The following is a 12,912-nucleotide window of genomic DNA, read 5'->3' on the forward strand; positions in this document are numbered from 1 at the left end:
TTATAATTTCCATTCAAAAGCACCTTCTTCCGGCACTATGTAGTAATCTAAATTTTCCTCCTCAAATTTAGCTTTAAAGTTTTGAATGTTATAATAAGAATTGGAAGCATCCAAGACAATCTTCTTTGAATTAAAAAATTCAAGCAGCTTTTCATATTTTTGTAAAGCATTATTGCTGATAATTAATAAATCCACTTCAATAGGTTTTTGTAAAGTAAAATCCTTTTTGATTTCCTGATGCCAATGGACAATTCGTTTATTCTCCCAAATCGCAAATTTCAATCCTTTGAAATCTCTAAAAATTTCATTTTGAATTTCAGGTTCAAAACGATCAGGATGAAAATCGGCTATACCCGCCTCTAATTGACTAGGATAGACATGAAAACGAAGCTTATTTTTATCCAGAGCTAGTTCCTCGTCAACTTTCAAATATTGAGAAAAACCATTTCTAATTGAAATAGCATGATGTTCTCCCGTATCATAGACTATCAACTTCTTCTCTTGAAAATTTTGATATTGACGCCAGCAAATACTACTACTCAGTAAAAACAAACTGAATACAGTTACTTTCAGGTAATTTAATTTCTTTTCGGATATAAATATTGCTATAAAAAAAATAGCAATATAAATAAACCAGCTTTCAGACGTATTAATGAAAATACCTTCAATCGTACTATTTGGAAGGTAATCCAGGCTGAACACCAAATAATTAATGACTTGAATAAAATGGCCAATTAAAAAACCTACCCATTCTGCTGCCCATTCCCAAAAAGAAATAATCAGTAAAAATAAACTGCTATTTAAGATGACAAAAGCAGCAGGAATTACTACCAAATTAGATAAAAAGAAATAGGTAGGAAATTGATGAAAATAAAGCAACCCTAATGGAGCAGTGGCTAGTTGAGCCGCAATAGAAACACAGGTAATGGCCCATAATTTATCCCATAATATAAATTTAAATTGAAGAAGACTATAAAGCTTCGGTTGAAAGAATACAATACCTAAAACTGCCAAATAAGATAATTGAAACCCTACGGAGAATAATAAAAAGGGATTAAAACTGAGCAAAACAAAAGCGGAAGCCGCCAGCGTATTATAAATGTTCGTTTGTCTCTTCATGGCTTGAGCCAAAATGATAAAACTAAACATCATAGCAGCTCTTTGAACTGAGGGGGAAAGACCAGTAATAAAAGCATAAGTCCACAAAACCGAAATATTAATGATTGCAAAAAAGTATCTCCCTCTTTTATGATTTCTCCATTTTTTAAGAAGGGTAGATATAAGCAGAAATATGATTCCAACATGCAATCCGCTTACAGCCAAAACATGCATAGCACCTGCTGAAGCATATGCATTTCGCAATTCATTGTCCAATTCATCTTTAATTCCTAAGGTTAAGGCTTTTGCAATAGCTAAGGAGCGTTCATTCAGAATATTTTCATTCATGATGTCCTCCAGATATTGCCCCGTTTTAATGGATGCAGATATAATTAAATCCCCATTTTCCTCGCTTATTTTTAGCCATTTCCTAGAAGGAACATATTGCTGATGATAGACTTGATCAAAGCCCAAGAATCGTTTATAGTTAAATTCCAAGGGGTTTTTGGGAGGCTCTAATTCAGTTAACCTAGACTTGACCAATAATTGGTCGCCATATTTCAATTCTTTCGATAAGCTATCCTTCTGGAAATACACCATAGCTTTTCCACTATAGTTTTTCCATTTCTTATCCATTAAAACCTGTTCGATTTCAACCTTAAACCCATGGGTTTTAGCGGTCTCTTTCCCAGCATTTATTAGAGTTGCTTCAAAAGCTTCTACTTTACTGGCATTTATATTGAGCAAATGTGTTTCATCATGCTTTTCTGATTTCCAATAAGCATTTAGAAATCCGAAGGAAAAGCATATTAAAAAAGCGAAAACTGCAAAAGTAACAGATTGGAAAGTAGGGAATTGATACCCTTTGAGAAATTGAGCAGAAAAATATAAGAACGTTATTATTCCAAATATCAGAATAATAATTTCGACCATGTTTGGAAAAAAAGATCCGGTTACTATTCCAAGAGACATGAATAGCACAAAACGGATAAAGGCATATCGATTCCAAGCTTGTTGCATATACTAAAGTAAATAACAAGATGGGATTAGCCAATTTCTTTAATTAAAAATTCTAAAGAAAATCCCTTAAATAAAAGAATGTTAAATATGGGAGACCTCATATTTGGAAACAAAAAAAGGAGCATTTTTAACAAGCTCCTTTATCTTATTTAGATATCAAAAATGAATTTTAAATCCGGAATTCAAATACTAGAAAATCAGCAACTCCTTGATTACTAACATTTTTGATAGAGTGATTACTTGGCAAATGCCAATGAGCCACTCCTTTATAAATATTACGTATTCCTTCCTCCTGATTTTCTTTATCATAAATGACAGAGTAATCAGTTAATGGATAAACAAGTCTATAAATTCCTTTATGAACTGAAGTTTCTACCCCTGCTTCCAACTTAGCTCTAGAAACTCTTATTGAAGGATTTTCAAAAAGTACAACTTGACTTAAACCCTCTGCTTCTTTAAGCTCAGAAACATCATACATTTCACCTTCAGGAAAGCTTTTATCCTTTCTCATTAATATCAAATAATGAGCGGTTACTTCACCTGTATTTATAACACTATGTATTTTTTCTTGAAACCAATTTGGGACATCTTTCTGGAATAATTTTTCAGTTCCTTCATCGTCACCAAAGCTCTTAAATTTTACTTGAAAATCATCCAGTGGATAAATTAATCTTTCATTACCTTCATGCCAAGGAAGTGCTTCTCCAGCTTTCAATTCGACCTCAATGGCTTTGATATATTCATTTTCCAGAAGAATCTCCTCCGGTTGTTTTAATTCCTCGTTTAAAGATTCAACTTCTGTTGATTTTACTTTCTCCTTACCGCCACAACTCCATAGAAATAAAATCATGATAGTTGTTCTTGTAATCAGATTTTTCATGTTTCTTTTGATTTTTGATATACTATTTTATACCCATGCTATCAAAAATTGTTACATTGATAAATCTATAATCCTATAAACCAGTACGATAGAAAGAAAACTTAAACCCTAAAGTTTTAACACACCTTTTCGGTTCTTCAGTTCATCCAACTAAAATGCTTTCAATACAACTCCATTTGGTAATGCATAATATTACATTCTTCAAATTGTTCGCCTACTTTTTTGAAACCAAATCTAGAATAAAGTGTGATGGCAGGGATTTGAGCATGCATATACATTTTCTTCCCTTTAGATTGAGGGTTTTCTCTTACATGGTCAATTACTGCTTTCACTAGAGCTTGGCCGATTCCTTTTCCCCGATAGTTTTTTAATACAGCAAATCTTTCCAATTTTATTCCCTTTTCGGTGAATCGCCATCTTGCAGTTCCACAGGAATTTCCGTTGTCATCAGTAGCAATAAAGTGAGTAGAAATTTCTTCAAATTCATCGTATTCCTCTTCAGGAGCAACCTTTTGTTCTTTTACAAATACTTCTTCTCGAATGGCAAATATTTGCTTTAGCTCTTCTTCTGTTTCAACAACTTTTACTGAAATCATTTTTTTTCTTTTTCATTTAATGCATCATTTTTATCATAGGCCTCAATGATTTGCTTGACCAATTTATGTCTCACAACATCCTCCCCTTTTAAATGCACTATTCCAATCCCTTTAATATCCTTCAATATTTGAGTAGACTCCATCAATCCTGATTTTTGTCTTTTTGGCAAGTCCACTTGACTCATATCTCCTGTGATGATTGCTTTTGAATGAGGTCCCATTCTGGTCAGGAACATTTTGATTTGCATAGGAGTTGTATTCTGCGCTTCATCTAACAAAATAAAGGCATTATGCAGGGTTCTCCCTCTCATATAAGCTAAAGGAGCAATTTCAATCACTCGATTTTCTTGATAATATTTCAACTTTTCAGCTGGCACCATATCATCTAACGCATCGTAAATCGGACGTAAATACGGATCAATTTTTTCTTTCAAATCACCAGGTAAAAAACCTAGATTTTCACCTGCTTCCACAGCCGGACGGGTGATGATGATTTTTCGAACTTCTTTATTTTTTAATGCTTGAACTGCCATGGCCACCGAAACATAGGTTTTTCCAGTTCCTGCAGGGCCAATCGCAAAGACCAAATCATTTTTCCGGACTGATTCGACTAACTTTATTTGATTGGGCGTTTTAGCTTTAATTGCATTTCCCTTGATGCCATAAACTAATGTTTCCTCTGCATTAACATCTAACTTTTTCTGGCTCTCTTCATGCTCCTCACTCAAATAGGTTTTCACACTTTCCTCTGTGATTTTACCAAATTTGTGATAATGAGTAACTAGAGAATGAACAATCTGATTGATGCGAATAATTTCCGGGGTACTCCCTTGAATTCTTATTTCATTTCCACGAGAGATAATTTTAGATTTAGGAAAAGCTGATGAAAGCTCGTTAATATTACGATTTTCTACTCCTAAAAAATCTACAAGGGATACATTTTCTAAAGTAATAACTTTTTCTACCAAATGATTTTCTTATTTATGATGTCTCAATATGTTAGTACTGAAATTTATGTAGTTTTGTTTTTAACAAATTTAACAATAATTCGATTTTTTGTATGTCTTTAATCACTTTTCTATCAGATTTCGGTTGGCGCGACCATTATGTGGCAGCGGTGAAAGCCAAAATACTGAGTGAAGATGCTAGTCTTCAAGTGATTGACATATCTCATAACATTACCAAGCACGATATCATTCATGCGGCCTATGTTTTAAAATCAGTTTACAAAGATTTTCCTGAAGGCAGTGTTCATTTGGTGGCAGTCAACTCCCCTTCCGAACCTCATGAAGCCATGATTGCTATTGAAATCAAAAATCATTTTTTTCTCGGAAGTAATAATGGACTTTTGAGTTTACTAAGAGAAAAGGACCCAGATAAAATCATAAAAATATCTCCCAAGGAAGGAATCGAAGGGAATTTTTCTGCTAAAGATATTTTAGCTCCTGCAGCGGTGAAAATACTGAAATCGGGAAATCTGGAAGGAATTGGTGAACCTTTAAGCAAGGAAGAATTCAAGAAATTCATCACGCCAAAAGTAAAGGCCACCAGAGAAGTAATTCAAGGACATGTAGTACATATTGACGACTATGGAAATTTGATTACGGATATTCTCAAGTATGATTATGATATTTTAAGCAAAGGAAAAAGCGTTCAAATCAAGTTCCGAAATTACGCTTTAACTGGCGTTCAGGAACATTATCATGATAGCAAAGGTGGTGAAGCTTTTGCAATTTTTAATGACCAAGGCGTCTTAGAAATCGGCATTAAGCAGGGAAATGCCGCTGAACTACTTGGTATGGAATATAATAGTATGGTGAGCGTGAAATTTGGGGAGTATTGATAAGTTGTAAAGTAGAAGTTGGGAGCTGGAAGTTTGATGCCTGATATTGGCCGATGTATGCGGTCTAAAAAGTCTCTACCAAAGCTTAGGCCGAAACAGTTTAACTCAAAATAAAAGTGAAATCATTAGAAAAACATAGGGAACAGTTATCTTTATGCTTAGTACTGAATACTCAAAAATAAAAATATGTCACATAAATTAATCATACTAATCGGAAGTATTTCAGGAGCCATATCGGTTATTTTGGGCGCTTTTGGCGCACATGCTTTAAAAGATAGCTTGACGGCTTCCAATCGTTTAGATACCTATGAAACTGCGGTGAAATATCAAATGTATCACAGCCTCGCCTTGATTTTACTAGGTATTTTGATGCTTCATTTCCAACATAAATTTTTGAATTACGCTTCTTATTCTTTCTTAATCGGTATCATTATTTTTTCTGGAAGTCTATATTTACTCTGCGCAACCGGAATTTCTAAATTAGGAGCTATTGCGCCAATAGGAGGACTTTTTCTGATAGCCGCTTGGGTTCTATTAGCTATCGGGATTTATAAAACTGCTTGATACTATTGCCGTACTTATAATATGGCAAATTCAGTAAAATGTAAAAATTGTGGGGAGTGGAATACCATCGATAATTCTGGTAAACAAACATGTACTAATTGTGGTGAACCTATTCAAGACCCTACAAATGAAAGATTAGAAAAAATTAAAAAATATAAGAAAGAGCAACTTGACAAATGGATGTTTGACATCAAAGAGGATGATAATGCTTTTGTGAAATTTGCAAAAAAAACTGGTAATATTAGTTACATAGTTATTATGTCGATAATAGGTTTTTTCGCATGGCTAGCAGCTGTAGTGCCCGTGTAATATGAGTTTTCATACATTAAAACAACCGCTGATTTACGTCAGCATTTTACTATTCACAGTTAATCAGATAATTGAAAGGGTTTTTAATTATTATATTCCTTTCATTCATTCATATTTAGATGATTTACTATGCATACCAATAGTTCTTGGATTTGGAATGCAGATCCTTCAATGGATTCATCCTCTCAAGGATTTATATTTTTTAGACAGAGTATCCATACTGATTTCTGTAATTTTCTACTGCATACTTTTTGAGGGAATTTTACCAATTATGAACTCTGCAATATATACTGCAGATTGGATTGATGTGGTAATGTATTCAGTAGGTGCGATACTTTTTTACAAATTAGTTATCAAAAAAGTTAAAGATGAATATTTGGAGTTATTAAAGAGTTTGTAATTATTTAATTTGCAAATACCTGATAAAAGGATTTAAATTGTCCATCCTGCATCAATTTATTTCTCTGATGCAGATAGTCTGATTCTTCGTTTTAAGGAATATAACAGTTGTTAATTTTCTTTATCAGGAAATTTAGTTTCTTGCAATTGGTCATTAAAATAAATTTCAGTTTTCAGCAAATCGCCCGCTTTATTAAAATATTTCCATTCTGCTACCTTTTTATTTCCTGCGTGCTCACCGCTTAGTGCAACCACACCATTTTCATGAAATTTAAAATGCTCTCCATGAGCTTTTCCAAATTTATAGATTGTAGTTTCTTTTTCCTGTCCGTTTTCATAATAACTAACCTCCAATCCAGATTTCTTACCCGCCTGATAATTCACTTCGTATTTTAAATCTCCAGAAGGAAAAAACTCCACATAAACCCCATGCAATTGTCCATTACTGTAATTTTCAGTTTTGATTAATTGACCCTCTTCATTGTAAAAGCTCCATTCTCCGAAGCGCTCATCATCCTTAAAATACTGTTTTGATTTTACCTTTCCATTTTCCCAATACTTTTCAACTTCCATATCTTTACCTTCATTGGAATAAATGGTTCTAACCTCTAAACCTTCATTTTTATTAAATTCTAAGACTTCTCCTGAAAGAAATCCATCCTCATAATTACGCTTTACTTTAATGGTACCATTTGGATAATAGGATATATTTTCGCCTTCTAAATTGCCGTCCTTATATTTCCCCACTAAAAGTAAGTTACCCTCACGATTATAGGCTCTGAATTCCCCCGTTTTCACCCCTTTTTGATTTTCGAAAACCGTTTCTAGCTGTCCATTATTAAAAAAAGTCTTAAATTCACCACTTAATTTTCCATCAATGTAGTGCTCTTCCGTTTTCATTTGACCATTGGGATAATAGCGCACAGTTATGCCGTTAGGCATTCCTTTTTTATACATAATACGCTGTGCTAATTTACCATCGGGAAAATACTCCAAAACCTCTCCATCTGGTTTCCCATCTTTAAAATCACTTTCACTCTTCAACTGACCATCAGGATAATACAATTTTAACTTTCCATTTAACGTATCCTTTTCAAAATAAGCTTCTTGTAAGGTATTTCCTTCCTCTCCATATACTATTGTTTTCCCTGTTCGACCTCCTTGTATGAACTCAATAGTTCGCATGAGCTTACCATTAGGATAATACATTTCAAACACTCCATTCTCTTTTCCATTTTCGAATGAACCTTTAGCCAATAATTCTCCACTTTCATAATATTTTCTGTATTGACCTTCAATTTGGCTACTGTCTCCATTCGCAATGAAATAGACCTCCTTAGGTTTTTTATTTTCTAGACTATCGTAATAATTTGAGATTTTCTGTAATTCCTGACCAGAAACAACAAGATATGAGAAGAAAAAGAAAGAAATGAAAAGGAAATAAGATCGCATGAGAAATTTAAATATATAGAGTTCTTTAAAAAACACCTGTAAAGATAACTAACAAGCTGTTAAAATATTATAGAATGATTGAAAAGTAAATAAAGTTCACAAATTATGATATTATTAAATTATGATTTGAGCAGAATTTGAAATTTTTCATTTTCCTAAATCTAACGTCTGATGTTATCTCACAATTGTAAATAACCGCTGACTTATAAGAGATCAGTGTAAAAAATCTTTATTGATTTCTTAGCAAATAAATAGTCGTTATTTTAAGTAGAATTATTATCATGGTTTAAAGCTTTCTAAATAACCTTGTATAACTATGCCCAATTTTTTATTGTACATTAGTATTTTTAAAATAATCTATTTTTTATGGCTATTAAGATAATTGGAATAGTACTGACCATAGCAGGAGCAATTGGACTGATTTTTGGAGTTTTGGGAATATTTGGCACTCTCATAATCAACGTAAATTCATGGGCTATGACTATTTTAGGATTTGTATTTTTTGTTTCAGGTATAGGTATGTTAAAGAAATTAGGAGATTCTTAAATAGAAAGTGCTAATTGCGCTAAAATCATTGCTTGCAGCATACTCCCAATAAGAATATATCTTTACAAGGAAAATTTACACTAGAGCACATGAGAAACAGCTTGTAAAGATAAATTACAAGCTGTTAAAATATTATAGAATGGCTAATTGTCGATTAGAAATTTCTAATTTACATTTTTTCGATTACGATAGCAGAAGCACCTCCACCACCATTGCAAATACCTGCAACACCGATTTTACCATTTTTCTGACGCAAAACCGAATGAAGTGTAGTCATTATTCTGGCACCAGAAGCACCTAACGGATGACCTAAAGCAACAGCACCACCAAATACATTCACTTTTTCAGGATCTAAACCTAATTCCATATTATTTGCAATGGCAACAGCAGAGAACGCCTCGTTAATTTCATAAAAATCAACTTCTTCTTTGCTTACGCCAGCTCTTTTCATCGCAATCGGTATTGCTAAAGATGGTGCAGTTGTAAACCAAAGTGGGTCTTGAGCTGCATCTCCAAATCCTCTGATTTTGGCAATTGGTTTTATACCTAAAGCATCTGCTTTTTCTCTGCTCATCAAAATTAAAGCTGAAGCTCCATCGTTAATAGTGGAAGCATTTGCGGCTGTAACAGTTCCCTCTTTTGAAAATACTGGTCTCAAGGACGGAATCTTTTCAAATTTTACATTTTTATATTCCTCATCTTCTGAGATTACTAGGGGGTCACCTTTTCTTTGTGGAACTTCAACCGAAACAATTTCTTCTTTAAAATTCCCATCTTCAGTTGCCTTAGCAACTCTTTTATATGAATTTATAGCGTATTCATCCTGTTGCTCACGGGTGATGTTCATTTCTTTGGCCGTATGGTCAGCACAATTTCCCATTGGAAATTTATTGTACACCTCCCATAAACCATCTTTTAATAAACCGTCTACCATCTCACCATTACCGTATTTATAACCGTAACGCGCTTGTGGAATGTAATAAGGAATATTTGACATACTCTCCATTCCACCAGCAACAATAGTATCAGCATGACCTAGCATAATACTTTGAGCGCCAAACATAACAGACTTCATACCAGACGAACAAACTTTATTTACAGTGGTACAAGGAACGTTAAAACCAAGTCCTGCAGCAATTGCAGCTTGTCTTGCCGGTGCTTGACCTAAATTTGCAGAAACTACATTTCCCATGAATACTTCATCAACTTCCTTTGCATCGACATTAGCTTTCGATAAAGCACCTTTTATGGCTGCTGCACCTAAATCAATGGCACTTAAACTGGCTAAACTTCCTCCAAAGCTTCCGATTGGTGTCCTTACTGCGGACACAATATATACTTCTTGCATTATTATTTTATTTTAGTCGTTTCAAGGTAAAATTACGATAAATAAGTCTTAGATAAAACCTGAATTCAAATTACCAATCAGGTTTACCAGATTCTGGTCTTTCGGTAGCTTTTTTTCTAAGCTGCTGAAAATATTGAGATTCTTTATTTCTGAGAGCTTCCAAAATCATTTGAGCTTTTTCTTCTGATATATTCATCTCTTCTAATTTCTGTTTGGTACTTGGACTCATTTCTTTTTCTTTACCCTCTTTTTTCTCTTCGCCTTCTTTTTGCTCTTGTTGTTGTTTATCTTTTTGCTCTTGCTCTCTGCCTTTATCCTGCTCGTTCTGCTCTCCTTCCTGTTTTTCAGCATCATCTTTCTGTTGCTGCTCTTCTGATTTTTTATCTTCTTGGCTTTTTTCTTGATTTTCGTCCTTCTTTTGGTTCTCAGAATCCTTATTCTCTTTGTTTTGCTGTTCCTTATTTTTTTGATCCTGCTTTTCCTGATCTTTCTGATCTTGATTTTGGTCCTGATTCTGATCTTGATTTTCCTTATCCTGCTCCTGCACTTTCTTTTTTAGCAATTCATAATTATAGCGAGCTTTATTATTAGTAGGATCGGCCTTCAGTGCTTCTTTATAGAAAGAAAGCGCACTTTCATATTCTTTTTGCATTTCAGATAAATTACCCATCTGCAACATTGCCTTAGATTTTAACTGAGAATTTGCAGCATCAGAAACTCTTCTATATGCATCAAAAGCATTTACTGTATCTTTCAATTGAAAATAGGCATGGGCTCTGTTCAATTCAGCTTTCGGGCTTTCATAATTGAGTGAATCTAAAAGATAAGTGTAATGCACTATCACCTTTTCAAAATTACCATTCGAAAAAGCTTCCTCCGCTCTTTCTTTGGCAGCATTAGCTTTTGCTATTTTGCCTACTGGGTCAATTTCTAATAAGGAAAGAGACATCATAAATGTTGCAATTATGATTACAATATGCTTCATATTTTAATAATTTTAATAGTGGTCACAAAATCAAATATCAATAGAATAAAAGCTGCTAATAAAAAATAAAAATATTTATTAGCTGATACATCAACAGTTTTGGTGTCTTTTAATTCCCCTTCAATATTATTGATGGTTGAAATTAATCTTCCTACTTCATTTTCATTCTTATTAATTTCAAAATATTCACCATCAGTTTGGTCTGCCAAATTTTTCAAAGAACGAGAATCCAGTTTTGTGACGATATCATTCCCATTTTTATCTTTTCTAAATCCTCTACTAGTTCTTATTTTGCTTCCTGCTTCTGTCCCTACTCCTAATGAAAAAAGACGAATTCCAGAATCGTTGATTTTTGAAACTGCACTTTCCGTATTATCCCCAAAATCTTCTCCATCACTGATCAAAATAATTATTTTCGATTTCTGTTGATTATTTGGAGCTTCCTCAGAAGTTAATTTATCATATGCCAAATTGAGTGCATCTCCAAAATCAGTACTACTCCCTGGAACCAACCCAGTGTTTAGTGTTTCTATAAATAAATTCAATGCATTTTGATCATAAGTAAGTGGACACTGCACAAATGCTTCAGAGGAAAAAATTATAAGACCAATTCTATCTGAGCTGAAAGCATCTACTATGTTTTTCAATTCATATTTGATTTTCTCTAGCCTTGTAGGCGCTACATCCCTGGCATTCATGGAAGCAGATAAATCGACAGCTATCATAATGTCTTTACCAACAGCTTTAATTTCTTTTTTATCATCTCCAAAAGAAGGACCTAAAAGTGAGACAATAAGTAATGTAAAAATCGCTGTACGTAATAGAAACTTAGGTAAGATATTAGAGTAGGCTTGCCCTACCCTTTTGGCTACTGTGAATACTCTATATGTGTAAGCCAGATAGAGCACCAAAAAAATGATAATAAAAATAATTTCTTCCGCCCCGAGGGAGTGAATCCAAGTCATAGATTTTAATTTTTACAAAAATATAAAAGCAAACGTAAAGGGCAACGTTGATTTATTGCTAAGATTGATAAAACGCAAGAAAGATTTGCTTGTTTTGTTTTTTTATTGATTAATGCCTTGATACTTTTTTGGAAAGAAATTAAAATTCTTAACATATTAATTTACTGGCTGACAGCAAGATGAAAATTATATCTTAAAAAAGTGAGATTTATTATGATAGAGATTTGGTATAGACGAAAAACTTCTTTTATATTTGCATCACTTTTCGGAAACGAGGAGGGGATTTGAGTTAAAACCCGGAGAGGTGGGTGAGCGGCTGAAACCACATGTTTGCTAAACATGCGTACGTGTTAAAGCGTACCGGGGGTTCGAATCCCCCTCTCTCCGCAAGAGTTCTTTACATAATTCAATTGGCTCGGAGAAGCTAAATTTCCTTATAAACAGTAAATGTTTGGGAGATGAGAACCTAAAGGTTCGAAAGCGAAGCTTCACGAGGGGAATGGCGCAAGGTTTGTGCGTATGAGTAATCCCCCTCTCTCCGCAAGAGTTCTTTAAGTATATCGAGATTATCAAAACAATCTCGGGGTGTAGCGTAGCCCGGTATCGCGCCTCGTTTGGGACGAGGAGGTCGTAGGTTCGAATCCTGCCACCCCGACAATTACTAAAGCAGCATTCGGTGAATGCTGCTTTTTTTTTATGTATAGTGGGTTTTAGTATTCATATGAATACATTTAAAACTAAACAAAATTAAAAGCCCAGTGTACAATGGATCAAGCAATAATTCTGGGGATTTAGGATTGAAGAATTAACTTTGTCAAAAAAAGACAAAGTGGATCAGAGTTTAATTGAGTTGTTTTTGCCAGAAGGGATTCTCGAATATTTCCAGGTTACTTCAGTTAAAAAGAAA

The 12,912-nt window shown here is 33.8% G+C and carries 13 protein-coding genes and 2 tRNA genes; 7 read left to right on the top strand and 8 right to left on the bottom strand.

Features of this window, described 5'->3' with window-relative positions:
- The 4 genes from VFM92_RS03205 to VFM92_RS03220 form a co-directional block, all read right to left on the bottom strand.
- Positions 1-2,118, bottom strand: coding sequence for a ComEC/Rec2 family competence protein (locus VFM92_RS03205; RefSeq protein ID WP_325120753.1), 2,118 nt, complete (start codon positions 2,116-2,118; stop codon positions 1-3).
- A 169-nt stretch (positions 2,119-2,287) separates the two neighbouring features.
- The gene (locus VFM92_RS03210) at positions 2,288-2,998 is read right to left on the bottom strand and encodes a hypothetical protein (protein ID WP_325120754.1); all 711 of its coding nucleotides are present in this window, start codon (positions 2,996-2,998) and stop codon (positions 2,288-2,290) included.
- 161 nt (positions 2,999-3,159) lie between these two features.
- Complete coding sequence (locus VFM92_RS03215; RefSeq protein ID WP_325120755.1) at positions 3,160-3,594, bottom strand: GNAT family N-acetyltransferase; 435 nt, start codon at positions 3,592-3,594, stop codon at positions 3,160-3,162.
- Positions 3,591-4,562, bottom strand: coding sequence for a PhoH family protein (locus VFM92_RS03220; RefSeq protein WP_325120756.1), 972 nt, complete (start codon positions 4,560-4,562; stop codon positions 3,591-3,593). Before VFM92_RS03220 ends, VFM92_RS03215 begins: the two co-directional genes overlap by 4 nt.
- Positions 4,563-4,654: 92 nt before the next feature.
- On the opposite strand from VFM92_RS03220, the gene VFM92_RS03225 reads away from it, so the two are divergent.
- The 4 genes from VFM92_RS03225 to VFM92_RS03240 all read left to right on the top strand — a co-directional run bounded on the left by VFM92_RS03225 (position 4,655) and on the right by VFM92_RS03240 (position 6,710).
- Positions 4,655-5,437 (top strand): SAM-dependent chlorinase/fluorinase, encoded by a 783-nt coding sequence (locus tag VFM92_RS03225; RefSeq protein ID WP_325120757.1) that lies wholly within the window; start codon positions 4,655-4,657, stop codon positions 5,435-5,437.
- A gap of 186 nt (positions 5,438-5,623) precedes the next feature.
- Positions 5,624-6,001, top strand: coding sequence for a DUF423 domain-containing protein (locus VFM92_RS03230; protein ID WP_325120758.1), 378 nt, complete (start codon positions 5,624-5,626; stop codon positions 5,999-6,001).
- 21 nt (positions 6,002-6,022) lie between these two features.
- Entirely contained in the window at positions 6,023-6,310 is a 288-nt protein-coding gene (locus VFM92_RS03235; protein WP_325120759.1) for a hypothetical protein, read from the top strand.
- Between the two features lie 271 nt (positions 6,311-6,581).
- Positions 6,582-6,710 (top strand): hypothetical protein, encoded by a 129-nt coding sequence (locus VFM92_RS03240; RefSeq protein ID WP_325120760.1) that lies wholly within the window; start codon positions 6,582-6,584, stop codon positions 6,708-6,710.
- A gap of 110 nt (positions 6,711-6,820) precedes the next feature.
- Here the strand turns inward: VFM92_RS03240 and VFM92_RS03245 are convergent, their stop codons facing one another.
- Positions 6,821-8,161 carry a toxin-antitoxin system YwqK family antitoxin gene (locus tag VFM92_RS03245; RefSeq protein WP_325120761.1) on the bottom strand — a complete coding sequence of 447 codons (1,341 nt, stop codon included), beginning with the start codon at positions 8,159-8,161 and terminating at the stop codon, positions 6,821-6,823.
- A 366-nt stretch (positions 8,162-8,527) separates the two neighbouring features.
- Between VFM92_RS03245 and VFM92_RS03250 the strand changes: the two genes are divergently transcribed.
- A complete protein-coding gene (locus VFM92_RS03250) occupies positions 8,528-8,707 on the top strand; it encodes a hypothetical protein (protein WP_325120762.1) in 180 nt (59 codons plus the stop codon).
- 169 nt (positions 8,708-8,876) lie between these two features.
- Here VFM92_RS03250 and VFM92_RS03255 read toward each other — a convergent pair whose 3' ends face one another.
- The 3 genes from VFM92_RS03255 to VFM92_RS03265 all read right to left on the bottom strand — a co-directional run bounded on the left by VFM92_RS03255 (position 8,877) and on the right by VFM92_RS03265 (position 12,005).
- Positions 8,877-10,055 carry an acetyl-CoA C-acyltransferase gene (locus tag VFM92_RS03255; protein ID WP_325120763.1) on the bottom strand — a complete coding sequence of 393 codons (1,179 nt, stop codon included), beginning with the start codon at positions 10,053-10,055 and terminating at the stop codon, positions 8,877-8,879.
- 70 nt (positions 10,056-10,125) lie between these two features.
- Positions 10,126-11,040 carry a tetratricopeptide repeat protein gene (locus VFM92_RS03260; RefSeq protein ID WP_325120764.1) on the bottom strand — a complete coding sequence of 305 codons (915 nt, stop codon included), beginning with the start codon at positions 11,038-11,040 and terminating at the stop codon, positions 10,126-10,128.
- On the bottom strand, positions 11,037-12,005 hold the full coding sequence (locus VFM92_RS03265; RefSeq protein ID WP_325120765.1) for a vWA domain-containing protein: 969 nt from the start codon (positions 12,003-12,005) through the stop codon (positions 11,037-11,039). Before VFM92_RS03265 ends, VFM92_RS03260 begins: the two co-directional genes overlap by 4 nt.
- Before the next feature lie 298 nt (positions 12,006-12,303).
- Between VFM92_RS03265 and VFM92_RS03270 the strand changes: the two genes are divergently transcribed.
- Both VFM92_RS03270 and VFM92_RS03275 read left to right on the top strand, forming a co-directional pair.
- A tRNA-Ser gene (locus VFM92_RS03270) sits at positions 12,304-12,392 on the top strand.
- 194 nt (positions 12,393-12,586) lie between these two features.
- A tRNA-Pro gene (locus VFM92_RS03275) sits at positions 12,587-12,660 on the top strand.
- The last annotated feature ends 252 nt before the right edge of the window (positions 12,661-12,912 follow it).

The sequence above is a fragment of the Marivirga sp. genome, from assembly GCF_035704835.1.
Taxonomy (GTDB): Bacteria; Bacteroidota; Bacteroidia; order Cytophagales; family Cyclobacteriaceae; genus Marivirga.

Coding starts and splice junctions, on each gene's coding strand:
- VFM92_RS03205 (WP_325120753.1), bottom strand. CDS start 2,118: ATGCAACAAGCTTGGAATCGATATGCCTTTATCCGTTTTGTGCTATTC.
- VFM92_RS03210 (WP_325120754.1), bottom strand. CDS start 2,998: ATGAAAAATCTGATTACAAGAACAACTATCATGATTTTATTTCTATGG.
- VFM92_RS03215 (WP_325120755.1), bottom strand. CDS start 3,594: ATGATTTCAGTAAAAGTTGTTGAAACAGAAGAAGAGCTAAAGCAAATA.
- VFM92_RS03225 (WP_325120757.1), top strand. CDS start 4,655: ATGTCTTTAATCACTTTTCTATCAGATTTCGGTTGGCGCGACCATTAT.
- VFM92_RS03230 (WP_325120758.1), top strand. CDS start 5,624: ATGTCACATAAATTAATCATACTAATCGGAAGTATTTCAGGAGCCATA.
- VFM92_RS03235 (WP_325120759.1), top strand. CDS start 6,023: ATGGCAAATTCAGTAAAATGTAAAAATTGTGGGGAGTGGAATACCATC.
- VFM92_RS03240 (WP_325120760.1), top strand. CDS start 6,582: ATGAACTCTGCAATATATACTGCAGATTGGATTGATGTGGTAATGTAT.
- VFM92_RS03245 (WP_325120761.1), bottom strand. CDS start 8,161: ATGCGATCTTATTTCCTTTTCATTTCTTTCTTTTTCTTCTCATATCTT.
- VFM92_RS03250 (WP_325120762.1), top strand. CDS start 8,528: ATGGCTATTAAGATAATTGGAATAGTACTGACCATAGCAGGAGCAATT.
- VFM92_RS03255 (WP_325120763.1), bottom strand. CDS start 10,055: ATGCAAGAAGTATATATTGTGTCCGCAGTAAGGACACCAATCGGAAGC.
- VFM92_RS03260 (WP_325120764.1), bottom strand. CDS start 11,040: ATGAAGCATATTGTAATCATAATTGCAACATTTATGATGTCTCTTTCC.
- VFM92_RS03265 (WP_325120765.1), bottom strand. CDS start 12,005: ATGACTTGGATTCACTCCCTCGGGGCGGAAGAAATTATTTTTATTATC.